The 21,510-nt window shown below is 50.7% G+C and carries 28 protein-coding genes and 2 pseudogenes; 5 read left to right on the top strand and 25 right to left on the bottom strand.

Going from position 1 to position 21,510, the window contains the following annotated elements; genetic code table 11:
* Window positions 1-40: 40 nt before the first annotated feature.
* The 5 genes from V3224_RS28175 to V3224_RS28195 all read right to left on the bottom strand — a co-directional run bounded on the left by V3224_RS28175 (window position 41) and on the right by V3224_RS28195 (window position 2,328).
* Window positions 41-670, bottom strand: a complete 630-nt coding sequence (locus V3224_RS28175; protein WP_334473032.1) for a YqaJ viral recombinase family protein — start codon at window positions 668-670, stop codon at window positions 41-43.
* Window positions 657-1,163, bottom strand: a complete 507-nt coding sequence (locus V3224_RS28180) for a hypothetical protein (RefSeq protein ID WP_334473033.1) — start codon at window positions 1,161-1,163, stop codon at window positions 657-659. The genes V3224_RS28175 and V3224_RS28180 overlap by 14 nt, the downstream gene beginning before the upstream one ends.
* Window positions 1,163-1,450, bottom strand: a complete 288-nt coding sequence (locus V3224_RS28185; protein WP_334473034.1) for a hypothetical protein — start codon at window positions 1,448-1,450, stop codon at window positions 1,163-1,165. Before V3224_RS28185 ends, V3224_RS28180 begins: the two co-directional genes overlap by 1 nt.
* Before the next feature lie 49 nt (window positions 1,451-1,499).
* Window positions 1,500-1,883 carry a hypothetical protein gene (locus V3224_RS28190; RefSeq protein WP_334473035.1) on the bottom strand — a complete coding sequence of 128 codons (384 nt, stop codon included), beginning with the start codon at window positions 1,881-1,883 and terminating at the stop codon, window positions 1,500-1,502.
* Between the two features lie 172 nt (window positions 1,884-2,055).
* Window positions 2,056-2,328, bottom strand: a complete 273-nt coding sequence (locus tag V3224_RS28195; protein WP_334473036.1) for a Cox family DNA-binding protein — start codon at window positions 2,326-2,328, stop codon at window positions 2,056-2,058.
* A gap of 213 nt (window positions 2,329-2,541) precedes the next feature.
* Between V3224_RS28195 and V3224_RS28200 the strand changes: the two genes are divergently transcribed.
* The 3 genes from V3224_RS28200 (at window position 2,542) to V3224_RS28210 (ending at window position 3,952) form a co-directional block, all read left to right on the top strand.
* On the top strand, window positions 2,542-2,859 hold the full coding sequence (locus tag V3224_RS28200; protein ID WP_334473037.1) for a helix-turn-helix transcriptional regulator: 318 nt from the start codon (window positions 2,542-2,544) through the stop codon (window positions 2,857-2,859).
* Window positions 2,860-3,053: 194 nt separating this feature from the next.
* Window positions 3,054-3,683 (top strand): ParA family protein, encoded by a 630-nt coding sequence (locus tag V3224_RS28205; protein ID WP_334473038.1) that lies wholly within the window; start codon window positions 3,054-3,056, stop codon window positions 3,681-3,683.
* Window positions 3,680-3,952, top strand: a complete 273-nt coding sequence (locus tag V3224_RS28210; protein ID WP_334473039.1) for a hypothetical protein — start codon at window positions 3,680-3,682, stop codon at window positions 3,950-3,952. The genes V3224_RS28205 and V3224_RS28210 overlap by 4 nt, the downstream gene beginning before the upstream one ends.
* Window positions 3,953-4,013: 61 nt before the next feature.
* Here the strand turns inward: V3224_RS28210 and V3224_RS28215 are convergent, their stop codons facing one another.
* Entirely contained in the window at window positions 4,014-4,919 is a 906-nt protein-coding gene (locus V3224_RS28215) for a replication initiator protein A (RefSeq protein WP_334473233.1), read from the bottom strand.
* 860 nt (window positions 4,920-5,779) lie between these two features.
* On the opposite strand from V3224_RS28215, the gene V3224_RS28220 reads away from it, so the two are divergent.
* On the top strand, window positions 5,780-6,247 hold the full coding sequence (locus V3224_RS28220; RefSeq protein ID WP_334473040.1) for a hypothetical protein: 468 nt from the start codon (window positions 5,780-5,782) through the stop codon (window positions 6,245-6,247).
* Window positions 6,248-6,418: 171 nt separating this feature from the next.
* Here V3224_RS28220 and V3224_RS28225 read toward each other — a convergent pair whose 3' ends face one another.
* Entirely contained in the window at window positions 6,419-6,970 is a 552-nt protein-coding gene (locus tag V3224_RS28225; RefSeq protein WP_334473041.1) for a recombinase family protein, read from the bottom strand.
* Between the two features lie 164 nt (window positions 6,971-7,134).
* On the opposite strand from V3224_RS28225, the gene V3224_RS28230 reads away from it, so the two are divergent.
* Window positions 7,135-7,719: a gp53-like domain-containing protein gene (locus V3224_RS28230; RefSeq protein WP_334467938.1), complete on the top strand. Its 585-nt coding sequence runs from the start codon at window positions 7,135-7,137 to the stop codon at window positions 7,717-7,719.
* A 10-nt stretch (window positions 7,720-7,729) separates the two neighbouring features.
* Here the strand turns inward: V3224_RS28230 and V3224_RS28235 are convergent, their stop codons facing one another.
* From V3224_RS28235 to V3224_RS28320, 18 genes and pseudogenes are all read right to left on the bottom strand, one after another.
* The gene (locus V3224_RS28235) at window positions 7,730-8,806 is read right to left on the bottom strand and encodes a phage tail protein (protein ID WP_334473688.1); all 1,077 of its coding nucleotides are present in this window, start codon (window positions 8,804-8,806) and stop codon (window positions 7,730-7,732) included.
* Window positions 8,807-8,901: 95 nt separating this feature from the next.
* Entirely contained in the window at window positions 8,902-9,468 is a 567-nt protein-coding gene (locus V3224_RS28240) for a phage tail protein I (RefSeq protein ID WP_334469172.1), read from the bottom strand.
* Window positions 9,458-10,582 carry a baseplate assembly protein gene (locus tag V3224_RS28245; protein WP_334469174.1) on the bottom strand — a complete coding sequence of 375 codons (1,125 nt, stop codon included), beginning with the start codon at window positions 10,580-10,582 and terminating at the stop codon, window positions 9,458-9,460. The genes V3224_RS28240 and V3224_RS28245 overlap by 11 nt, the downstream gene beginning before the upstream one ends.
* Complete coding sequence (locus tag V3224_RS28250; RefSeq protein WP_334469176.1) at window positions 10,573-10,935, bottom strand: GPW/gp25 family protein; 363 nt, start codon at window positions 10,933-10,935, stop codon at window positions 10,573-10,575. Before V3224_RS28250 ends, V3224_RS28245 begins: the two co-directional genes overlap by 10 nt.
* A 20-nt stretch (window positions 10,936-10,955) precedes the next feature.
* Window positions 10,956-11,597, bottom strand: coding sequence for a phage baseplate assembly protein V (locus V3224_RS28255; protein WP_334469539.1), 642 nt, complete (start codon window positions 11,595-11,597; stop codon window positions 10,956-10,958).
* Entirely contained in the window at window positions 11,594-12,778 is a 1,185-nt protein-coding gene (locus V3224_RS28260) for a phage late control D family protein (RefSeq protein WP_334469178.1), read from the bottom strand. Before V3224_RS28260 ends, V3224_RS28255 begins: the two co-directional genes overlap by 4 nt.
* A complete protein-coding gene (locus V3224_RS28265) occupies window positions 12,766-13,008 on the bottom strand; it encodes a tail protein X (RefSeq protein WP_334469180.1) in 243 nt (80 codons plus the stop codon). Before V3224_RS28265 ends, V3224_RS28260 begins: the two co-directional genes overlap by 13 nt.
* A gap of 14 nt (window positions 13,009-13,022) precedes the next feature.
* Window positions 13,023-13,904: a phage tail protein gene (locus V3224_RS28270; RefSeq protein WP_334469182.1), complete on the bottom strand. Its 882-nt coding sequence runs from the start codon at window positions 13,902-13,904 to the stop codon at window positions 13,023-13,025.
* Window positions 13,904-16,342, bottom strand: a complete 2,439-nt coding sequence (locus V3224_RS28275) for a phage tail tape measure protein (protein WP_334469184.1) — start codon at window positions 16,340-16,342, stop codon at window positions 13,904-13,906. Before V3224_RS28275 ends, V3224_RS28270 begins: the two co-directional genes overlap by 1 nt.
* Window positions 16,343-16,376: 34 nt before the next feature.
* On the bottom strand, window positions 16,377-16,505 hold the full coding sequence (locus V3224_RS28280; RefSeq protein WP_334470379.1) for a hypothetical protein: 129 nt from the start codon (window positions 16,503-16,505) through the stop codon (window positions 16,377-16,379).
* On the bottom strand, window positions 16,474-16,797 hold the full coding sequence (locus tag V3224_RS28285) for a phage tail assembly protein (protein WP_334469186.1): 324 nt from the start codon (window positions 16,795-16,797) through the stop codon (window positions 16,474-16,476). The genes V3224_RS28280 and V3224_RS28285 overlap by 32 nt, the downstream gene beginning before the upstream one ends.
* A 25-nt stretch (window positions 16,798-16,822) precedes the next feature.
* Window positions 16,823-17,347: a phage major tail tube protein gene (locus V3224_RS28290; RefSeq protein ID WP_334469187.1), complete on the bottom strand. Its 525-nt coding sequence runs from the start codon at window positions 17,345-17,347 to the stop codon at window positions 16,823-16,825.
* A gap of 43 nt (window positions 17,348-17,390) precedes the next feature.
* Window positions 17,391-18,827, bottom strand: coding sequence for a phage tail sheath subtilisin-like domain-containing protein (locus V3224_RS28295; protein ID WP_334469190.1), 1,437 nt, complete (start codon window positions 18,825-18,827; stop codon window positions 17,391-17,393).
* Window positions 18,824-19,447 carry a hypothetical protein gene (locus V3224_RS28300; RefSeq protein ID WP_334469192.1) on the bottom strand — a complete coding sequence of 208 codons (624 nt, stop codon included), beginning with the start codon at window positions 19,445-19,447 and terminating at the stop codon, window positions 18,824-18,826. The genes V3224_RS28295 and V3224_RS28300 overlap by 4 nt, the downstream gene beginning before the upstream one ends.
* A pseudogene (locus V3224_RS28305) lies at window positions 19,422-19,920 on the bottom strand (Gp37 family protein). The gene V3224_RS28300 and the pseudogene V3224_RS28305 overlap by 26 nt, the downstream one beginning before the upstream one ends.
* Window positions 19,917-20,381 carry a gp436 family protein gene (locus V3224_RS28310; RefSeq protein ID WP_334469196.1) on the bottom strand — a complete coding sequence of 155 codons (465 nt, stop codon included), beginning with the start codon at window positions 20,379-20,381 and terminating at the stop codon, window positions 19,917-19,919. Before V3224_RS28310 ends, V3224_RS28305 begins: the two are co-directional and overlap by 4 nt.
* Window positions 20,381-20,734, bottom strand: coding sequence for a capsid cement protein (locus V3224_RS28315; protein WP_334469198.1), 354 nt, complete (start codon window positions 20,732-20,734; stop codon window positions 20,381-20,383). Before V3224_RS28315 ends, V3224_RS28310 begins: the two co-directional genes overlap by 1 nt.
* A 3-nt stretch (window positions 20,735-20,737) precedes the next feature.
* Window positions 20,738-21,510, bottom strand: a pseudogene (locus tag V3224_RS28320) (hypothetical protein); the annotation flags it as partial.

Consider the following 21,510-nt stretch of genomic DNA (forward strand, 5'->3'; position numbering starts at 1 on the left):
TAGCTAAAAAGTGGATCAGTTTTCGGTGATCGTTGACACCTTAAGATGCAATAGTCTGTTTTATTCTATTTTTGGTGGATTGGATAAAGTCAAGAAACTGAGTGCGGCGCATTTTAAGTTGATTAATATCTTCCCCATGATTTTTTCTATACAACCTGTTTACAATTAACTGTCCTCCCTCTGGGAAATCAGAACAGTAGCTGACAAAATCAACCCAATCACGTCCTGTACAATCAAGGTGGCCTATAAGTTGCCATTTGTATGCAGGGTCAAAAGATTCACGTTGCAAAGTGGCATAATGCACGGGTGCGGTAACTGACTTAATTTCAATAACACCATCATTTCCAACTAATCCGTCTGGGCTATCGCCATAATCACCACAATCAAAAAATCCGCCATTGGTTACATCAAAAAAATTTGTTTCTTCGTATAGCCTTCTGGCGATTGGCTCCTGTTCGTGTCCGCGTAACATGTGGTCATTAGTGAAACTAAATTCTGATTTTTTCTCTGTTATAATTTCTAGCGCAATTTGTAACGCATATCGCTTTGCCGGTTCGCCAAAAGCTTTTCCCTGGTTGGCCATAAAACAGTTAAATTGCGATACAGTAACTTTTCCTAAACGAAGCGCATCCCACACTTCCGTATTTTGCTGCACATCATGCCATTGCATTAGCGCACTCCTTCGTGAGACGTTCCTGGTCTTCCGGCGACATCTCAACATGTGCTAATACTTTTTCTAGCGAGCCAGTATTCAGATAACTTTGTTTGGCTCTTTCCCATGATTCTACTTTGCTTGGCGTTAATATTTTTTTCTTGATGATAGCGGGGTATATTCTTAAACCATCGACATATTCCTGTCGATTTTTTACCCGCTCAACGCAAATCATGACTTTCACATTTTGCCAATCTTCAAGAAACGGCGAACCGGTTATTTGTCTAACCATTTTGCTATTAGTCGCATTGAGAATCATTGGCTTAACTGCCTCGTCGGGTCTAATTTCTTTCTCTTTAAAATAAGCCGTGTTAAAAACATATTTTGTTCTTCTGGTCTTATCCGGTTCAAATAAAACCTCAGAGATGGTTAATACTGTTGGTTCAACAATATCGGCGCTGCTCAAATAAGGTGAATCGAACGCCTTTCTATAATGCGTTTTTTCTGTCATTAAGCTGGCACCTCGTAGTAAGCATCACGGCATCGCATCAGATATAAAATTTGTTCAACTTTCTGGGTAACGTCGTACAAGACTTCATCGAATCCGTCGGTAGTTTCCAGTGCCAGTAACCATGCGTCGTATTCATCTCCTTTATCTGCATCGGCGAGTTTTTGAGCAAGATAAGCGTTGGTTAAACTTTCGTATAAATACTCGCCGCCCGGCTGACAGAATTCTGCTTCTTCAAACGTTAATTTTTTCAGCGCCCGAAGAATTTCATTTTCAATTTGAATGTCCATGCTGCTTCCTTCTTCGGCGATAGTGGTTATTAATCCTAGCTTACATTGCTTATTCAGCTACTTTGTAGCTTATGTCATCATTTCTCATGACATATTCGTATTGTGCAGCTAAATTCACTAACTCGAATGGTAATAACTTAAGATTAGAGTATTTTTCTAATGCCAATTTCCATGCTTGATATCGACAGCCCATAGTTTTTTGAGTAAGTAATTTTGCAACATCACCGTCACGCAAAGATTCGTACAAATCTTCCGCATCTTCGATACAAATTTCTTTTTCTTCTACAGATAACTTATCTACAGCATTAAATATCGAATTTTTTGTTAATGTTTCCATTATTGAACCTTTGAGTTGGTGTATGAAAATATTTGTAATGAATGCACCTCTATCTATAAGAAGTGCATTGGTTATAAATATTTTATAGTGCATCATTGCCGCCCATCCTAGGCCCGCCGAGCACCCGACGCAGGGTTTAAAGTCGCGCCGTTCGACTATATTTAAAAAATTACCTGTACACCTATCGGTGTACGCTAGTTCAATTTGTTAAAGAGCAGTTCCGCAGCAAACGCTGGCTATGGATTTTTATTCAAATTTCTTGCTTGGTTCACAACCCAAGCCATTTAAGCCAAGCGTCACGTTCTTCTGCGGGACGATTAAAGTAGGCTTCTCGGACTATGCGATTGAATTCAGCGAGGTATATCCACGTTTCGCTTACCCGTGAATTAGGTTTGTTAGGGTCTTGAAAATCCACCACAGGTAATTTTTCTCGTTTAATCATCACTCTCACGGCTTCATCTGTCTTACCGATCAACTCGGCAAACTTTTCTATCGTTACCGCATCAACGGGATATTGCCCTGTGTAGTCACTCTTAATCATTCGTGCCTCATATATTTCAGACCCTTCTAGACCGCTGTAGACCGTTCCTGACCTTTTAAACATCAAAAAATAGAGCTTTAATCTGTTATGCTTAAACTGGGTGCATTTGCTTGAATTGACCTAATTTGTGGTGGATTTCTCGGCATTTGCTTAAGGTTCTTAAATAAGAAGCTTCTTTTTTTAGAAGCTAAGGTTGCTTCTTGTATGAGAAGCATGTCAAGAGATTATGCAAAAAAACTTTTTCAAATTAGAAAAGCTGAAGGAATGACTCAAAAAGCTTTTTCTGAATTAACAGGAGTCTCATTGGGGACAATTCAAAAATATGAAACAGGGCATCAACAGGCGCGGGCTGAAATCATGGAGCGTGTATTAGATGTTGAACAATTTGAAAAATATTCATTATGGTTGACTATCAATAAAGTCGCGCCATCAGCCGGACAAATTGAACCGGCTTTCTCTCTCAGTGGCTCAGAGGTCTCGGAGAAGAAGGATCAAAGAAAATCGTTCCATACGAAGGAGAATGGATGTTAGCACTACATGATTTTTGGATGGTGAGTGAAACAATAGTTATCTAACTAAAAGGGATTTTTTCGCCTCATATAGCTATTAATTACAGATAGTTATAATAGATATCAAGATATCACATTATCATTATATCTTGATATCTAAATTCTATCTTGATATAGTGATATCTTTATATAAGGATAGCTAAGGTAGAAGTTCTTATGATTTATGCTGTAGTTAATACAAAAGGTGGAGTAGGGAAAACAACTACCGCAGTTCATTTAGCTACAATGCTATCCCGAAACGGTAAAGTCCTACTGATTGATGGTGATCCACAAGCAAGCGCCGCTAGTTGGGCAGCTTGGCGTAGGGATAACCCAATCTATACTCCTAGCCCCACAACTACTTGTCTTACAGGAAAAGCCATACTTAATGAAGGAAAAGCATTAGCTTTGAATTTCGATCATACCGTTGTTGATGTTGGAGGGCGTGACGCTTCGGGATTACGCTCTGCTTTATTGCTAGCTGATATGGCTATTATACCTATTGGGGCTTCTAATCTCGACGCAGCAGCGATGGCAGATATGTTAGAAATTTTAGAATTAGCGAAAGATTACAATCCTAACTTAGACGTGCGAGTGTTGCTGACTCGCGTAGATCCAAGAACGAAAGATACAAAAGAGATGTTAGATTTTTTAACTGAGCAAAACATTACGGTACTTAAAAGTTATGTTTGTGAGCGTGTAGCTTTTCGTAGAGCAATCGGAGATGGAGCAACAGTATTTGAATTTGGAAAAGACAGCGCGGCGATAAAAGATATTGAATCATTTTTCGCGGAGGTTAAAAAATGAAAAAGAAACCGGATTTAAAGCTGTTTAAAGATCCTGAAAATTTTCTGAATGGAGGTGCAGCTGATATAGCTGAAAAGGATTACACGGTTAAATATAAAGGTAAAATTTCAGAAAAAAAATCAACACAACAAAAGATATTTCGGTTATCAGTTGAAGTTTCAAATGCTCTTAAGCTTTATATTGCTCAATCTCAAGCAAATACAGGAATTAGGATGACAGAAACAGAAATAGTAGAAAAACTATTAAGAGAGTATTTAAATTTAAAATGATATCAAGTTATCTAACTATCTTGATATCAAGATATCTAATTTAAAATCAATTAATTATTTTTTAAGAAATTAATTTACTTAACAATGTTTTTTTAAGCTTATAGACCTCTTTCTTCCCTTTTTCTCTCTTACGGGAAGCTTCAGCTTGTGGGGTGTTTTGATTACGGTTTTTGAAAGTGACTTTGTCTGTAGAATTATCTAGAAAGATTTCATAATCTGGAAGGTCATTTGTTACACATAGATTTTTAACTAATCTTTTAAATTCTCTTTTATTTGATGAGCTACCTGTTTTTAAATGAAGTTTTTCTAAACTAATTAAAAATTCAGACTGACTACCACAATGTTTACGTGCTATTTCGTACAATCGCCTATCTATTGCTTTACGGATACGAAAATAATCAGGACTAATTTTTAACACTTTAGTTTTAGTGATTGCTTGATAGAGCCAATCAGGTAAAGTTACCTCTACCATACCTATATCTAATTTACCTTTTTTTTCTTCTAAAATTCTAGCTTTTTCAATCAATCCAAAGATAACAGTTTCTTCTTTATCTTCTGAATATATTATATTAGTTTCAATAGTAGTACCTCTCAGCCTTAGCAAGGCTTTTTTTAATTCTCGATAACCAATACCACTAGTACTTCGATTAGTAGTTACAAAAAAATCATAGGGAGTAAAAGTAATAGTACGACTAATCGGCAATCCGCTATTGATAGCTTCTTGCAATTTTGAAATAACATAAATCCAAATATCCTTATCAAAAACAGTGGCTAATCCATCAGATGTGGGTTTTATTTTTACAGTAACATTTTCATTTTTATACTCTCTTGTTTTTGTGTCTCCTCCCTTTAACGCAAAAAATGGATGCTCCATGCTTGCTACTTCATCTCTAAAGCTGCAAATACCTACCTCATCTGCAATAAAAAATTGCAATTCCTTGTGTTTATGTGGACGTAATGTCTTCATTTTATTTGTATAATTAGCCACAGCCTTGATCCTGTCATAGTTAGGATTATTGGTTAGAGCTTATTAAGTGATAGCACACCTAATAAGCTCGTCATAAAAATCTTTTCGTAACTTACACACACGCATTATATAGTAATTTACACACAAAGACACGTAATTTACACACAAAAACGCTTTATCTGACAAAAAAATTGGGGATAACTAAAATTCTATTCGTAATTTACACACATTCTATTCGTAACTTACACACAAAGACACGTAATTTACACACAAAGACACGTAATTTACACACAGATGGTCGATAAAAAATAACCATATATCATATACTTAAACCTATCTTTTTTTCTCTTAACTGTTTTAACTTATACATAACTATATTTAACTACGCGCGCGCGAAGCTTGACTGTGGATAACTTTTCTTGGCGATCGACACAGGAGGGTTTGGTGTGAACGTGCTAAATGTAACATCTGATGCTCTTCCGCTTCCTCGCCAAGACAGACTCGCTTTGCTCGCTAATCTTGGCTTGCGGCGAGCGGTGAGGGTTAAAATGAAATGACTATCGGAAATCCTAGCTTAAAATCGATTTTAAGCAGCCTAGAACGCTCTGTACGACGTTTTCACCTTCAAGACAAACAAAACCCACCACTTCAACCATCGCGCTGTAACCTCTTTTTGTCTTCGACCGTCGCACACCTGTGTTGCTGCAAAGCCCGTTAAAACCAAAACCCGTCTATCAGGGCGGCGCAAGCGCCTTAAGGTCAACAACAGTCGCAGTTCGCACTGCTCACTGCTCCAACCCACAGCTTTGTATTGCTTAAGAAAATCAGTTACAATTAACAAAAAATGAGGAACATCACTTATGGCCCAAGTTGCATTTGATACACAAGAGTTCGTCGAGACATTAGAGAACGCAGGCATTACGAAAGAACATGCTAGGGCTATCTCTCTTGCTGTACGGAAATCTCACGAGGTAGCCGATGTAGCAACGAAAGCTGATATTGTTGAGTTGAAACATGAAATTGCAGAAGTAAATCGGAATGTTGCAGATGTTCGCAAAGATTTATCTGTTGAAATTGCAGATGTTCGCAAAGATTTATCTGTTGAAATTGCAGATGTACGCAAGGACATGGAGCATCGCTTTGAGAAAGTTGAAACACAAATAACTGATGCAAGGAAGGAAGCCGCGGCTCGTGCTGATAAAACTGATGCAAAGATAGCCCTGTTGCACAAAGATATTGAAAGTATATCAAACAAGCTAATCATTAAAATGGCTAGTATTATGGCTGCTATTGTCGGGCTTGCAACAGCCATCATTAAACTGGTTTAAATTGATTAATACTAAAACCGCCTGTAAGACTTTCTGCGGCATTTAAATTCAAAAGTGCTACATTGGGTTACCTATATCAAAAAAACACCGTAGAGGGCTTTATAGGTGCCTTAAAATCGATTCCTGATGCCTACTCGAAGTCAAATCTGGCACTGAACGCGATAACACTCATCAGTTAACTGGAAAATATTTGTATATACTAGCCAGTGAAACTCCATACAGTAATGCCAACTGTTTTCTAGTATTGCCGGCCTCAAGTAATTTTTTAGCCTGCTGTTGCTGTGCCGAAGATAATGAGCAAGGTCTACCGCCGATGCGCCCTTTGCTTCTCGCTGCGGCCAAACCTGCCTTAGTACGCTCAACAATTAGCTCGCGCTCCATTTGTGCCAACGCACTCATCACGTGAAAGAAAAAACGACCTGCTGACGAAGAGGTGTCGATAGAATCCGTCAAGCTGTGAAAATGAATGCCTTTATCTTCCAGTTCAGAGATTAAGCCGATTAAATGTTTGATGCTGCGCCCCAGCCTATCGAGTTTCCAAACAACTAAGGTATCGCCCGTTTTTAAGCAATTTAAAGCGCGTTTTAATCCGGGTCTCTGGTCTGTTTTTCCGCTGATTTTATCCTCAAAAATCTGTTCACAATTTGTACAAATAAGTGATTTTCGCTGTAAATCGGTGTTTTGGTCATTTTTTGACACCCTCATATAGCCTATTTTTGCCATTTTATCCCCGTATAATCCCTCTTAAAGCCTTGTCATCGCTGGTTTTGGGCAAAATATTAGCTAAATTCCCGATTTAATAAAACCTTGGTTTAACGGAAACGGTAGATTGTGCAAAAAATGCACTGGATAAACGAACGGGTGGTAGCGTCAATGGCAACCTCCATGTGACCCAATCTGTGCATATCGGCGATAACGATTCAGGATTACGGGCTAATGGCGATGGCAACGTGGCATTTTATGCTAATAATGCAAAAGTAGCTTCCTGGAATAATGATCGATTGCATTGGTTAAAGAGTGTAGAAATTGATGGAACCATCAATACTCATAGCAATTTGCATATCTCATGGGGCGGCAGAACCGCGGTTTATCAAGAAAATGGTGATGTAACTGGCCCTATTTGGGGCGGGGCGTTAAGCAGCTGGCTTAATATGCAGATTAACAATCGAGGAGCAAAAAATACAGCTCACCTCGCTACGAATGGATGGTGGAAATGTGGTGACAGCGGCCTTATCAGACAATGGGGCATCACACCACCACTCAATGCCGGACAGATTTATACGGTATCTTTACCTTGTCCCGTCCCTCATGCCATTTTCTCGGCAAACGCGACGGTAAAATACAAAGGTATTGCTCCCGAGGGCAATTTAGGTACTTATGTCGAAATAGTCGGAAAATCGTTAATTATCAGTGCAGATTATACCAGAACAGGGATTAAAGCGCCGAGAACATGGGAGCTGGTTTGCTACTAACTCAACATTATCAGGCCGCCCTGACAATGTAGTTAAACGCGACATTTCGCGGGCGGGTTTCGCTACCGCCTGCATTAGACGTTGTTTTGTCAATGAATAGAAAAGAATCATTATCTCCATCCGTAGCACGTGAACCTGTATCTGCATTATACCCTACAGGCATTTTTTCTTTATTGTTTGCGTGGCCTAGTGGACCATCATCTTCAACATAATACCTGTCCCGATAACCATGAGCGTGGCGCTCGAGTGATGCAGTTTCAGACGATAAAACCTTACGCCTAGGATTCACGCCTCGCCCAGCATCCCAGCCACGAATAAACTCACCACGTAAATCAGGGAGTTTTCCTGATGGATAGGCGAGTGCTAAAAGCGGGTATTTTTTCTTATCGAATGGCTCACCGTTGCAGATAAACCAACCGGTCGGCGCTCTTTCAGCAGGCCAAGGCAGGGGAATACCTACCGGGATTTCGACACGCAATACTTCGGGTGTAACAGCATGAACATCTGTGGCAGTTAGCTGCACATCCTGAGTGAGAGTTTTGCCGTTAATTTTACGCTGATTGGGTGTGGCATTTTTTGCACAATCTACCGTTTCCGTTAAACCAAGGTTTTCTAGAAAAAGATTCTTGTCTGGGATGTCGGCCCCATTCTCATTTTTTGCCAACTTTTGGCTCAGAAGTTGGGTCACGCTTTCGGCAAATTTCGGGTTATTACTGATGGCCTGGGCCAGCTTGTTCAACGTATCTAAATCGGAAGGCGCATGGTCGACCACCGCATTCAGCCTGTCATTGACAATTTTTACCGCTTTGGGGGTTGCGGCTTCCGTTTCACTGCTGCTCTGATTGGCATTGCTGAGCTTGACAAAACCTTTTTCACTTACGCTCGCATCCGGGTGGTTTCGGGAGCGTGTATGCGCCCTTAACGCCGCTTCCGCCGCTTTTAATTGCTGCTTTAACCAGGCGGTGCGATTCGCCAGTTCACGCGCGGGCCGGTTGGTAATACCGTCTGGCCCACCCAATACCGGGTCGGAGGTCTCTATCTGGTAGATACCGTCCGCCCATTCGGCCTGTTCTTTTAAATAGCTCATGTCTTTTTTCTCCATCGTGCTTATTCCATCATGGGTGGATTGTTGGTCACAGTGTAGTCTTTTTTCGTGTATGGATTAACTGTTTTTGCATACTTTTAACTGCTGCCATGATTATAGCGCCCATGGTAGGTCGTCTGAGCGTTATAGCGCAGCGGCACTGCCGTATAATCCAGCGCCACCAGTTCGCTCCGCGCCGGCGCAAAGGCCGCCAGCGTCTCGCGCAATTTTGCTGCCTGGTCATTGGTGATCAGCTGGTTAAGAATGACCCGGTACAGTGCCCAGTGAGTCTCGCCATCGGGATACGCGGTGGCCTGTTCAGGTTTAAGGGCTGCTCCCCCTTCGGTTATCGTCACCTCCCCAAATCCCAGCGCCCGTATCATGGCACGAATCGACCAGGGGGTGCCCTTATAGCGATGCAGCGTGATGGCCGATTTCAGCATCGCCCGGCGCGCATCATCCGATTCTGCCAGAGACCAGCCATTGACCCCGGTTAACGCCAGCTGCTCTGCCAGCCAGGGCAAGGCCGACGCCTCGGTCATATCCAGCAGATAAACCAGCAGCGGCGTCAGGTCAATCTGCTGCAACCGCGCGGCCTGTGCCGCCAGCGCCTGAAAATGGCTCTCTGCCGCCAGCAGCGGCGGTAACAGGCTGTTATCGGTCATCGCCGCTCTCCGTGCCCAGGGTCAACTGAATGTCGCTACAATGCGCCCATTGCTGCGCGGCCAGTACCGTCGGCTCAAGGGTAGTGAAACTCGTGAGCTGCACCCGGTAAACGCCGGGGACCGAGAGTGCCGCGATAATCTGGCTGGGCACAATATCCCGACCCAGCTGTTTAGCCTGGCTTGCCGCATACTGCTCAGCGGCCTGCCGCGCCTGTTTCAGTACCGGCTCGCCCGGCTGGCTGGCATAACAGGTCAGTTGCGCACTAATCGTATAGTCAACCTTTTCAGGGGTCAGCACCTGCACTGTATCATTCAGCGGGCGCACCCGCTCTTCCGAGCACAGGGCCGTCACCAGGCTGAGCACCGTCTTGTCCGGCAGCCCGCTGGTCAGCAGCGGATATAGATTGACCGTGCCGGGTTTCGGGCGGGTCACCGCCACATCACAAATCCCCGGATGGGCACTCATGGCATGAAAACGGTACGCTTCACGGGAACCGGCGGTACTGAAGGACGCCGGAGCCAGACGGATACGGTTGCGTAGATGCTCATCATCCTCCGCGTCTGAGCCGCCTTCGCTTGGCGTGGTATTGGTGACCTGAATATCCCCGTCATCGATGGCCTCCATCAGGGTGCTGATTTGCGCCGGTTGCCAACCGTTACCCTTTGTTCCCGCCTCGCTGCAGGTCGCACTCACCGTCACCGTGGATGCCGTCGGCGTCAGCCTGACTTCGCTGTCGGTGGTAAATAGCAGGCTGTCCGTGGCGCTGAGCCGTGTGCCGGCTGGTATCGGTATCGTCACCGAGGGCGGGGCCGCCAGTGAAAATTCCACCGTGGTGCGTGCCCGTTGAGCCGGTAGACGGTAAACGCCGACCAGCTCGGCCAGATAATCCAGCATTGGCGCACGGGCAAAGGCCACCAGGTTTTGTTCGGCGGCGGATTGAATGGCACTGCGCACCAGGGTTTCCCGGTAGGCGAACAGGTCAATCAATAGCCGCTCAGCCTGCGCCGGCCACAGGGTCTTGCCGCTGGCCGCTTCATAGTCCGTGATCATCTCGCGGGTAATGGTCTGCGCATCCGCTGCAATAAAAACCGGCTTCTCGAGGGTTAACGCCATGCCACCTCCGTTTGTGCGTTGACCTGACTGCCCGGCAGTCGCCAGCGCAGCAGGAGATTCACCCGCTCACCCTGCGCATTAAGCCGCACCTGATGTAATTCGCATCGGGGCTCCCAGCGCCTGATGGCCTCCACCGTTTCCCGTACCACATGCGGCAAGGCCCGCTCAACCGGCATATCCAGATAGCGATGCAGGTCACTGCCAAAATCCGGTCGATGCGGGTCGCTGCCTTTTGGGGTGCCTAAAATCAGTCGCAGGCACTGCTGAATATCTTCGACGCCACTGACCCGCTCACCCGATGCATGCAGCGCGGGTTGCCAGTCTGCGGCGCTGAGGACGGTCATTGTGTTCATCAAACGCGTTCCTCCCTCACTTATAACGGCTTGCCGGTGGGTTTACCGTCATGCCCGTTGCTATGTTGATGCTCTTGCAGCGACACCCGACCTGCCTGGATATCGCCGCTGGCCTGGAGCGTGCCGTCAATGATGGCTGTCGCGCCACTGCCGCCCGAACCGCTCATGCCGCCCTGGTACGTCAGTTGCTTTTGCACCGTCAGGTTGCCCGTCGCGACCGTATCGGGTGCATCCAAAAACAGGGTTTTACTTGCCTTCACCGTCGCATTTTGCGTTTGAATCAGCACCGTGGTCTGGGTGGTCAGCGTCAGGGCCTGTATCTCGCCCCCGATAGCCATCGCGTGGTTTTTGCGGTCATACTCGACAAAAGTCCCGTCGGCAAAATCCACCCGACGTTTATCGCGGTTTGCCACCGTGGGGGGGTCTACCTCGGAATACACCGCCCCTAACACCACGCCGTCATCACCGTCAGCATCCAGCAGCAGACTCACCTGTTCACCTAAATCCGGTAGCCCGTAATCCTTGTTATCCTGGGTGTTGCGTTGCAATACCGGCAACCAGGCGGTGCGCAGGTTATCACAGGTCGGCAGCCGTACCCGTACCCGGACGTTTTGCTCATCAATCTGGCTGATGGTACCGAACATCAATTGCAGTGCTTTCATGGTGGCTTTTCTCCGATTGTCATCTCTTTTTCACTCAGCGGCCCCACGCTGCCATCGGCTTTCACCCCCATCACCGGTGGGGTCGCCGACTGATCCGCGCGAATCGTTTTCCTGTTCATGCGCGCCATCGGCCCCTGGCCCAAGGTGAGTTCACAGGTGTACCCGCTTTGGCGCGACAGGGCATGGCGGACTTCGGTGATAAGCCACACCCCGGACAGGCGACCAAAATCGGCCAGGCGCACGGTTAACCCGGCTTGATACGCCGTATTGCCCGCCAGCGCTACCGTCGCCACCCGTTGATATTCATTATGCCGGTTCAGCCCCGCACACACCTTGGCAGTCGCTTCTTCCCGGCTCCGTGCCCGGCTGTGCAGTCTTAAGGTATCGGCGCTGGTTGAACGTCCCTGTTTTTGAGGCGCCGTTTCTCGCGCCACGTCGCCTATCGTGCCATCGGCCTTGATACCGACCGTGACCAGTTGTTTGCGCTGGCTGTCCTGGTATTTCACCTTGCCCTGCTGGTAGATACGGTTAAGCGTATCGCGCAGGCTGTAATGACTGACGGCTTGCGGGGTAATGACGTTAACTGGCGAGGCTTCTCGCAATCTGATGCGCTCAGAAAAAATCAGCCTGCTCGGCGTGACTTTAACGATATAGCCGTACTCCTCCGCCAGCCGGCGCAAAAAAGCCAGGTCGGTTTCATGTTGCTGCGTGACCCTGTCAAGGGGCAGCGGCGCAATCAGCCCTTCCAGTGTCAGGTGGTGTTTTTGGGCAATCCGCCGGGCGATGGCCGCCAGGCTGGTCTGCTCAAACGCCCGGTAGCTCCGGGTTCGCAGCGCGGTGGTCACCGAAGCGGATAACCCACGCAGCGACACCGTATCCGGCGGGCCACTAAGCTCTATTTCATCAATCGAAAAGGTGCCACAGGGACGTAATGGCGCGCCGACCCTGCCGAGCGCCAATGAGAGCGTGTCGCCTTTACCCGGATACCAGGCCCCACGCCAGCGCCCGGCGCTGTCTTCCAGTTCGACCGTCAGCTCATCAGACTGGCCACTGAGCTGATCGGTAAAGCGGATCCCGAGCACGTCCGGGGTGATATCGTGCGTGATGTCCTTTTGGCCATAATGCAGGGTCCAGGTCGGGGCCGGTACCGCCTGCTGTCGTTGTGTCATTAACGCAACCATGGCGGTGTCTCCTCAACGCTGTCCTGTGCGTTAATCAACGGGATAGCCAGGGTGATGCCGGCAGGCAACACCGGTGTAATGGGGATATCAGGATTGGCGGCAATGATCCGCACATAGCCCAATGCGTCACCGTAATAGTAGGCGGCCAGCGTATCCCAGCGCTCGCCCTCACGGGTAATATGCTGCCAGACACCTGGCTTATGTTCTTCTTCCTGTTGGCTTGCAAACATCGTCCTGTTCTCCTTTAGCGGCGCGTCACCAGATGGCTCGTCAGACGGCTCAGCAGCGGGGTGACGTCGTTCCAGGTACTGAGGGCACCGCCCACCTGACCGGCCACCGTATCCAGTGCACCGGGCAGTGCCTGGCCGGTACCGGGGGTCAGAGCACTGAGCGTGTTTTTCGCCTGGCTGGCCGTGGTCGCCACCTTGCCCGCCGCTCGGGTCAGCTGACTGGCCGCAGGAAAATGGGCTTCCAGGCCGGCCAACAACGGCTGCGCCTGTATCAACGGGGTGGCCACCTCACCTAAGCTAGTAATGACCCCAGGGAGGCGCGTTAACGCCGCGACCGGATCCGTTTTCATCTGGCGCACCACCCGGATCGCCTGTGAGGCCGTGGCCAGTGCCGACTGCGCCTGACGGGCCAGACCCACCGCCCGCGATAGCGGTGTACCGGTGGCTATTGCCCGGGTTAGCCCGGCGGCTTTTCTGTTCAGTGTCGTGGCCATCGCCGGCGGCTTAAGTGGTTGGCGCAGATCGCCGGTAAATTCACGCAGACTGATATCGACCTCCAGGCATTGGGCGATACCGTCGGCATGCGCCAACACCGTACGACCGGTAAGCGTGGTGATCACAAAATGCCCCAGGTACTCGCCATTGCCGAGCACAAACGCCAGTGCCTGGTGGGCACGACAGGCGGCCTGTAGCCGTTGCCATTGCGCGGTCGGTTGACAGTACTGCTGATGAAACCGCACGCTTAAACTGTATTCATCGCACTTGTCGCCGACCCACTGCAGACCCGGTTTACGGCCAATGCGCGCCTGCTCGGCAAACTCACCGCCAAGGATGGCTTCCAGCGCGGTAAAGCCGGTCTGTAACTGCACTTCAATCTCACCGAGTATCGCCAGCATCAGTGAAAGGCCCGCCGTTGTTGTTGGTGCATCAGCTGCGCCAGGCGTTTTTCCAGCTCACGCACACTGATAGCCAATGCATCACGCAACGCCGCCGGGGTCGTCTGCGACTGACCGTTCATCACAATCTGCGGCGCAAAGGTGATCTGCATGCCTGAAAAAGCCTTCCCCTGACCGGCAGGGGAGATCGGGGTATCAGGCCAGTGGGGCACACGCGGGGACGGCGGTTGCATCAGCGGCATCAGGCCGCCGACGGCGCGTTCTAACGCGGGCGTGGTGCGGGTAATGCCCAGCACCGCCCCCTGCACAATATTGTCCCCCAATCCGGCGAAAACACGAGAAGGGCTGTGGATCCCCAGCGTTTCCTTAAACCAGCCCGACACACTGTCACCAAAATGGACAATCGTCTCTTTGGCGGCGGTTAAACGACTCTTGATCCCGTTGACCAGACCCTCAATCAGCTGGCGACCCGCATCGGTAAAATGGGCGGGCAGTTCAACATGGAAATAGCTCATCACCCCGGCAAAGGCTTTATAGAACAGACCCACTGGCGACCAGTTAAGGATAAGTGCCCCAACGCCCGCAATACCGCCGGAAAACGCCTGTTTCACCTCGGCCCAACGGGCCTGAAAGAAAGCGCTTATCGGCGTCCAGTAGCGGACAATCAGGTAAGCGCCGGCGGCAATCGCGGTGATAGTCAGGCCGATAGGGGTAAACATCAGTGCCCGCCCCAGCCACAGCAGTGCGTGTCCGGCGAGGCGCAGGCCCGTCACCAGTCCGCCGGCCAACACCTTACCTAATCGTCCCGCACTGCCCGCGAAGCGGCTTAAGCGCCCACCCATGCCAAAGGCGGTGCTGAGTAATAACCAACCGGTACGCAGCCGGGTAAACCCGCCCCACAGCAGGCGTATCGGCGAACCCAGCAGATTGAACGCCAACCTTGTGGCCAACAATCCCCCCTTAAACAACAGGAGCGCGCCCACCGTTTTAGCCATACCACTGACCAGCTGGGGGTGGGTTTTGACCCAGGCATTGGCGGCGTTCACATAAGGGAGTACCGTGGCGGCTAAATTCTCTACCGCTGGTTTTAGTGCATCACCGAGACTCAGCGACAAATCCTGACTGGCAATGCCTAACTTTTTCATCTGTTCAATGGGGGATTCAAGCCGTTTTTTATAGTCACTGCCTAATACATCCTTGTCCGCGGCCGCCAGGGCCTGGGCGCGGATTTGCCGGTACTTGTCCATATTGGCCAGCATCGGACGCACAAAGGCCATCACCTGCATATCGGCAAACAGTTCACCTAAGCCAAAGTTCTGCTGCAGGGCCAGTAACGCTTTATCGCGGGCGGTATCGTCCTGCAGCGCCATCGCTGATTTAAATTGCGCCAGCGCCTCGGGACTCTTTTGCGCCAGATAGGTTTGCAGGGTATTCATCATCCCTTCAATCGGCGAAATCCCGTGCGCTTTTTGCTGCATGAGTGATTTTTCAATATCGATACCGACATCACCAAAACGTTTTTTAGTTTCAGGGGCGTACAGTTTTTCCAGAAAGTTATTGAAATTGTTCGCCGCTTTATCGGTGCTACCGGCACCCATTTTGGCTACCTGCAAGGCAGCGACCATCTCGGCCACCGCCGCTTTACCCTGGGCTATGTTGGCCATTTGTGGTGCCAGCTCCGGCAACCACTTCACCTGGTCAGCGATTTCAAATGACCCAGCCTTACCCCCTTGCGCCATGATGTTCTGTACCACAGCAAAATCTTTCGCGGCAATGCCCAACCACTGCTGGGTGGTCACCGCCGCCTGTGCCCACAGTTCAGCGGAGGTGCGGGTGGCGGTTGCGCCGCGGGCGATGTGTGGCAGGTAGGCGCGAATAGCGTCCAGGCTGTCAATGTTATTGCCAATAAGCGCACGGGTGGCGGCCTGTAAATCATCCTGCGTCTGGTTGTATTGCTGGCTCCAGGCGCGGATATCTTTACCCAGCGCCGCCTGGGTGGCACCGTCGTAACCGGCGGTGATACCCATATCGACCAGATTGTCCTGAAAGGTCATCGACTGCTTGACAGACGGCGCGACCGCGCCCACCGCTGCCGCCGTGGTGGCCCCTAACGCCAGTCCTTGCCCCATCAGGGCCTGTCGTTGTTGCCCGGCAATCTGACTGGCCATCATAGTGTGATGCAAACGGCGATGCTGTTGCTCGAGACGGGAAAGTGTCTGACCCACCCGACCCAGCTCGCTATTAAGGTTACGCGCAGCCTGACCGCCCAACTGACCGTAGCGGGTCATTGCCTGGGTCAGTTGTTGCTGACGAGTCTGCAGACGACGGGTGGTGTCCCCTAACAGATTGAGGCTACGTCGGGAGTCACCCATCGCCGAGCGAAAGGCACTGGCCACCGCCCCCTTAATCACCACCCCAATCGAAAATGTGTTGGCCACCGAGTCACCTGCCTGTGTTACGTCTGATTAACGGTTAAGTACTTGTCCCGCGTTGCCCGTGCTCCTGCCGGATTTGGGCGGCGGCTTCCTGTAAATAGTCCTCAAATTCCACCACGGTCAGCGCATCCAGCTCACTCGGCTGCCAACGGAACCATCTCGCCAACAGGGCCTGCGCCTGACGCAGCGCCTTCGGCGAGTGCATCCAGCCCCGCAAACTGGCGAAAGTGGTCTTGCAACTGCTGATAATCCACCAAATCCATATTGTCGATATCTTCCGGTATCAGGCCGGTCATACGGGCAATCAACAGACTGTCCCAGTCATTGGCGTTTTCACTTAAGCGGCGTACCGCCTTGATGTCACTGACCTTGAGCCGGTTTAAGCTGACCTGGGTTAGCCTTTCACCACTGCCCAGGGCATAAGGGTATTGCAAGGTGTAATGTAAAGACGGTGTCATGAGGGTTATTCCTTACCTGTTACTGTCAAGCGCCCAGATTGGCGCGATAATCGGTGAGCATATCTTCACCGTTGATTTTAAAAATATTGGCGATCACATCCAGCTCCAGCAGCACCTGGCCATCCATCACCTGCTTGATATAGCTGCAGGTAAAACTGCTGCTCATCTCCGGCACCTCATGCTGCTTAAAGCTGCCCAGACTATTTTTGCTGAACATCACCGTCATAAACACCGCGACGGGTAATTCATCCTGGCGACCCTGTGCCGGGTTATAGCGCTGCAGGCTACCGCGACATTGCAGCGGATACGCCTTGAAGGGATTGGCGGTACGCAGCGCCACTTCTTCATACAGGCTGGTCCAGTGAATCTCCCCTTCCAGCTTGTCAAACCCCGCCGGTAACTGAATTTTGCCTATCATCCCCAGCGCCTGATGCTCCTGCTGCACCACGTTGATTTCCGGTAGCTTGATTTCTTTTTCCCGACCTATCAGGCTATTGCCGTCCAGGTAGACGTTGGCATTGGTCATAAAATGCAGTGCATTGCCCGCCATCATCTCCTCCTTATCGTTATCTTATTGACCCTGTGCGTCACGCTCATGTGGAAACCCCACTTTTCAGGAAGGTGAGATAGTCATTAGTGATTTCCGTCTCAAAGGTCAGGTGCTCCATCGGCGGCGGTGGGGTGTATTTGTAATTCAGTTTCAACTGCCCCAGACTGAGCGCATCCTTGGTGTTCTTCGCCGGGTCATACCAGCAGTGAAAACCCAGCAGCGCCCCATCGGCAATCAACCTCCGACCATAGCCATTCACGGATTCGGTCAGCGCATCAATCAGCCCCTGATTAATGGGGCGATCAATATATTGCAGACTGAAATGGCGGATAGATTCATTAATCATATCCCCGGTGCGCCGCACATTTTCAAAATTCTTCAGATGCGTCACGGTCGGCCAGGCCGCGGTGCGATTGCCCCACAGGCGTAATCCGCTACCAAAGCGGTTAAACACCGTGGTAATGCCGTTCTGGTTAAGCAGATTGACCTCGCTATTGGCATCATCAATGCGCGCACTTAACGGGCGCTCAATCCCGACAATGCCCATCAATTCCTGATTGGAAGACGACCACCAGAACCCTTTTTCCCGGTCAATTTTTGCCCGCAGGCCCGCCGCGCGCGCTGAGAGCGGCTCCAGACGATTCTGATTCGTCGCCTTGTCATAGACCTTGACCTGCGGATAACACAGGCGTACCCGGTCAGAGGCGGTATTAAAATTAATGGTGCCTTGTGGCCCGCGTCCGGCTATCGCCTGGGCAAACGTCGTCCCCGCAGGCGCATCAATATAGGCGATGGCTTCACAGGGGTGCGCCAGGGCAATCATGGCGGCAGCCACCGCATTTTGGTGCGAGAAGCCGGGCACAATCAGCAGCTTTGGGCGAAAGCCAAACAGGCTGTCGGCATTTTCCAGTGCTTTCATGCCGGTACGCTGGTCGGCGGCATTGGTGGCACCCAAAACGTCAGCGGCGGTGATTTTTGAGACATCCGGGGTGTTATAGGTCACACTGACGGTGGCCCCCTGGGCAATACCGCCGGTGGTAACACGGGTGACGTTGCCCGTTGCGGCGGCCATGGTATAGTCGGTCGCCACCTGATAGGGGGTCTGCCCATCGACGCTTTTCACCACCATATCGCCCACGGGTAACTGGCTCAGTGTGGCACTGTGGTGCGTGCTATCGAAGGTGACACTTTCTGCGGTTATCGTTTTCTGATGGCTTTTGGGGTCAAACACATTGACCACCAAAACGGTCCCGACACCGTGGTCATAGATAGCGCGCAATGCCTGTGGCAGGGTAAATCCACTTCGCTCATCGCCAAACTGCGCCGCATCCTCTTCCGACAGGCACAGGGTCAGGGTATTGACCGGGCCTTTGGGCGCGGTACCGACCAGGCCAATCACGGACGATTTTCCCGTTTTGACCGGACGGGTCCCGCGTTCAATTTCCAGCGTATCGACGCCGTGATGGTGTTCTCTACTCATGGGGTGACCTCGTTACTTTTGGTGTCTGCTGGTACTTTGCCGCGTTTTCTGGCGGGCATCGCTAACGATGAGCTGACCGGCACTTCGACGGGTTTGGCCTCATCAGGGCGGGGAGCAGCGGTGTCGCCCGATGAGGTGATTGCCGGTGCCAACGGTGCAGCCACGATGGGTTTGACGGGGGTTTCTGCTTCCTGACCCAGAAAGGTTAAATAGCCCTGGGCTTCCAGCCCCAGCACATAATCGTTATCCATCGGCAAGGTCACTTCCTGACCCGGCCAGAACATCACATCCAGGATGCGGCCATCCGGTAAACGTAATGAAGCACCCCCCATCTGTTCGCCGTCATAACGATAACGGGCCGGTTTGCCGGTCGGCTGTTGAGCCTGTTGTGATCGTTGTTCAAAATCAGTCAACGGTTTTGCCGGTTCAACGGGCGGATCGGGATAATCAAAGCCCAGAAAAGTCAGATAGCCCTGCGCTTCCAGCGAGACAATAAACGGATGATCGACCGGCACATCGACCACCTGACCGGGATAAAACATCACATCCTGGGTACGGCCATCAGCCAGACGCAGGGGGGCCCCATTCGGGGATTCACCGTTGTAGCGAAACTTCGCCATAGACCACCTCATTACTTTCTGTCTTCATGAACTCTTCCCGAGTACGCGGTAAGGCGTCGTGCGGGGCGTCCTGCACAAACCAGGTTTCTGTCGCGACCGTCAGCGCGTATTGCCATAAACCCTCCGATTGCCCCAAAAAAACCTCATCAATCAGCCACAGTGGGCGGCGACAGTCCGGCGGCATAAAGCCGCCCACCGCCTGACGCAGGGTATCGAGCAGGGCAATCGCCCCCCTCGTTACCGTTAAGCTGGCGCATCACCAAGGTCAGCGTGAAATGCAGCACCCGCGGCTGAAACACCCTACCCACATCCTGAATGTCGCCAAAACGCGAGCGGGCAAAACTGAGCAGCACCGCGCCGAGCGGATGATTGAGATGAAAGCGTTCCGGCTGCTCAGGAAAGAAGGTGACGTCCAGTTGCGGCAACCGCTGTTTCAGCAGGCCCAGGAGGGCGCGCATGATATCGAGCGTCATTCAAAGTCCTCCAGTAAGCCGCCGGGGCCGCTAAAGCGCGCCGGACGGGCGCGGACATGAAAAGCCCCCGGCTCGGGGAGCACCTGACCACTTGCGGCGATACCTAACGTCAATTTTCCGTCACGCAAGGCTTCCAGCATTTTCAGGCTGCCGCGATACACCTCTTTTATCGCCTCGGGCAGTTGGCCTTCGGGACGACGCAGGTACAATCGATGCGTCACCAGATTGACCGCCATATCGCGCAGTACCGTGGGAACGGTCTGCAGCGGCAAGACGTAACGCCCGCGCAGATCAGCATCAATCAGCTCATCGGCATAGCGGATAGCGTCGCTCAGCACCTTGTCGTGAATCACATTGGGCAGGCTACCCATCAGCGCTTCGCCTGAGACATCCTGCGTCAACCGAACCAGCGTATGGTGTGAGAGCAATTGCCCGATATCCTCCAACGTGCAGTAGGCCATCAGATACCTCTGACCATGCGGATAATCTCGCCAGCGGCGGTGGCGGCATCCAGGGCCACGCCCACCGTTGAAGCGGGCAGCCCGCCACCGGTTAATGCGCTTTCTGATACCACCCGGCCTTCACTGTCGGCCTTGAGCAGTTCACCGGCGCTAATCGCGGCACCGGCTTCTACCGCCATGATGCCCAGCACATTAATCGGTACGCTGTCGCCTTTTTTACCGGAGACCTCGGCGACACCGAGTTCCGTCCCGGTGCCCTTAAAGGGTTTTGCCGTGATGCTCACCAGACGATGGACGGTTAACTCCTCCACTGCCACCACGGTCGTGGTGAGTACCACCTGTTGCGTCACCATGTTTTACGCTCCTTTAATGCCACTAATCAGATACCCGGCCTCACTGCCCACCACCGCGACCTTGTAAATATCGGTGTAGCGGATATTGACCACCTTGCCGCCAACACTGTCAAAGCGGTCGGCCAGGGGCATTCCCTGCCGGCGGAAGGTATAGCCAAAGGACGGCCTATGCTCATCCGCGCTATCACTGCCCGCAGAGGCGGGACTGACCACATGCAGCATCAGGTTATCTTTCCACAGGTCGGTGGTGGTTTTACCGTCTTTCGCCAGCTGAACCGGCGCGCCAATCAGCACCTCATCCACCTGGAATAAATCTTTTAACATCTCGGTGGTGATACGTTTGCGTTCATTCCCACCCAGCGCGTCTTGCAGCACCTTATGAAAGCGCAACAGCGCCATCACGCTCGCCCCCATGGTAATGACGTTGGGTCGCAGTCCAATATTGGCCCGCACCACTTCCATTCCGGCTTCAATATCTTTCAGCGGATCGCCTTTTTCTTTATTCCAGGCGGCATCGCCGGTCAGGGCCTTTTTTGCATTGCTGGCATAGACCGAGGTCGATTGCGCCAGCTCCGCCACATACTGCTCACGGGCGCAGCAAAATACCGTCGGTGGCGCGTTTAATCGCCTTGATTTCTTCATTGAACATCGATTCCGCCTGTTCGCGGTAATCGACCGGCACCGCTAAATCATGCTCATCGAGCACGATATCGGTAAACGCCTGTTTTTCTCTTAACAGGATATTGCTGTTGGCCCCGACCGCGCGTTTGGTTTCA

It is taken from the genome of Arsenophonus sp. PmNCSU2021_1, from assembly GCF_036919435.1.
In the GTDB taxonomy this organism is placed as follows: Bacteria; Pseudomonadota; Gammaproteobacteria; order Enterobacterales; family Enterobacteriaceae; genus Arsenophonus; species Arsenophonus nilaparvatae.

Bases quoted from the DNA above. Each gene is read 5' to 3' on its own strand.
- V3224_RS28175 (WP_334473032.1), bottom strand. From the start codon at position 670: ATGCAATGGCATGATGTGCAGCAAAATACGGAAGTGTGGGATGCGCTT.
- V3224_RS28180 (WP_334473033.1), bottom strand. From the start codon at position 1,163: ATGACAGAAAAAACGCATTATAGAAAGGCGTTCGATTCACCTTATTTG.
- V3224_RS28185 (WP_334473034.1), bottom strand. From the start codon at position 1,450: ATGGACATTCAAATTGAAAATGAAATTCTTCGGGCGCTGAAAAAATTA.
- V3224_RS28190 (WP_334473035.1), bottom strand. From the start codon at position 1,883: ATGATGCACTATAAAATATTTATAACCAATGCACTTCTTATAGATAGA.
- V3224_RS28195 (WP_334473036.1), bottom strand. From the start codon at position 2,328: ATGATTAAGAGTGACTACACAGGGCAATATCCCGTTGATGCGGTAACG.
- V3224_RS28200 (WP_334473037.1), top strand. From the start codon at position 2,542: ATGTCAAGAGATTATGCAAAAAAACTTTTTCAAATTAGAAAAGCTGAA.
- V3224_RS28205 (WP_334473038.1), top strand. From the start codon at position 3,054: ATGATTTATGCTGTAGTTAATACAAAAGGTGGAGTAGGGAAAACAACT.
- V3224_RS28210 (WP_334473039.1), top strand. From the start codon at position 3,680: ATGAAAAAGAAACCGGATTTAAAGCTGTTTAAAGATCCTGAAAATTTT.
- V3224_RS28215 (WP_334473233.1), bottom strand. From the start codon at position 4,919: ATGAAGACATTACGTCCACATAAACACAAGGAATTGCAATTTTTTATT.
- V3224_RS28220 (WP_334473040.1), top strand. From the start codon at position 5,780: ATGGCCCAAGTTGCATTTGATACACAAGAGTTCGTCGAGACATTAGAG.
- V3224_RS28225 (WP_334473041.1), bottom strand. From the start codon at position 6,970: ATGGCAAAAATAGGCTATATGAGGGTGTCAAAAAATGACCAAAACACC.
- V3224_RS28235 (WP_334473688.1), bottom strand. From the start codon at position 8,806: ATGAGCTATTTAAAAGAACAGGCCGAATGGGCGGACGGTATCTACCAG.
- V3224_RS28240 (WP_334469172.1), bottom strand. From the start codon at position 9,468: ATGACCGATAACAGCCTGTTACCGCCGCTGCTGGCGGCAGAGAGCCAT.
- V3224_RS28245 (WP_334469174.1), bottom strand. From the start codon at position 10,582: ATGGCGTTAACCCTCGAGAAGCCGGTTTTTATTGCAGCGGATGCGCAG.
- V3224_RS28250 (WP_334469176.1), bottom strand. From the start codon at position 10,935: ATGAACACAATGACCGTCCTCAGCGCCGCAGACTGGCAACCCGCGCTG.
- V3224_RS28255 (WP_334469539.1), bottom strand. From the start codon at position 11,597: ATGAAAGCACTGCAATTGATGTTCGGTACCATCAGCCAGATTGATGAG.
- V3224_RS28260 (WP_334469178.1), bottom strand. From the start codon at position 12,778: ATGGTTGCGTTAATGACACAACGACAGCAGGCGGTACCGGCCCCGACC.
- V3224_RS28265 (WP_334469180.1), bottom strand. From the start codon at position 13,008: ATGTTTGCAAGCCAACAGGAAGAAGAACATAAGCCAGGTGTCTGGCAG.
- V3224_RS28270 (WP_334469182.1), bottom strand. From the start codon at position 13,904: ATGCTGGCGATACTCGGTGAGATTGAAGTGCAGTTACAGACCGGCTTT.
- V3224_RS28285 (WP_334469186.1), bottom strand. From the start codon at position 16,797: ATGACACCGTCTTTACATTACACCTTGCAATACCCTTATGCCCTGGGC.
- V3224_RS28290 (WP_334469187.1), bottom strand. From the start codon at position 17,347: ATGGCGGGCAATGCACTGCATTTTATGACCAATGCCAACGTCTACCTG.
- V3224_RS28295 (WP_334469190.1), bottom strand. From the start codon at position 18,827: ATGAGTAGAGAACACCATCACGGCGTCGATACGCTGGAAATTGAACGC.
- V3224_RS28300 (WP_334469192.1), bottom strand. From the start codon at position 19,447: ATGGCGAAGTTTCGCTACAACGGTGAATCCCCGAATGGGGCCCCCCTG.
- V3224_RS28310 (WP_334469196.1), bottom strand. From the start codon at position 20,381: ATGGCCTACTGCACGTTGGAGGATATCGGGCAATTGCTCTCACACCAT.
- V3224_RS28315 (WP_334469198.1), bottom strand. From the start codon at position 20,734: ATGGTGACGCAACAGGTGGTACTCACCACGACCGTGGTGGCAGTGGAG.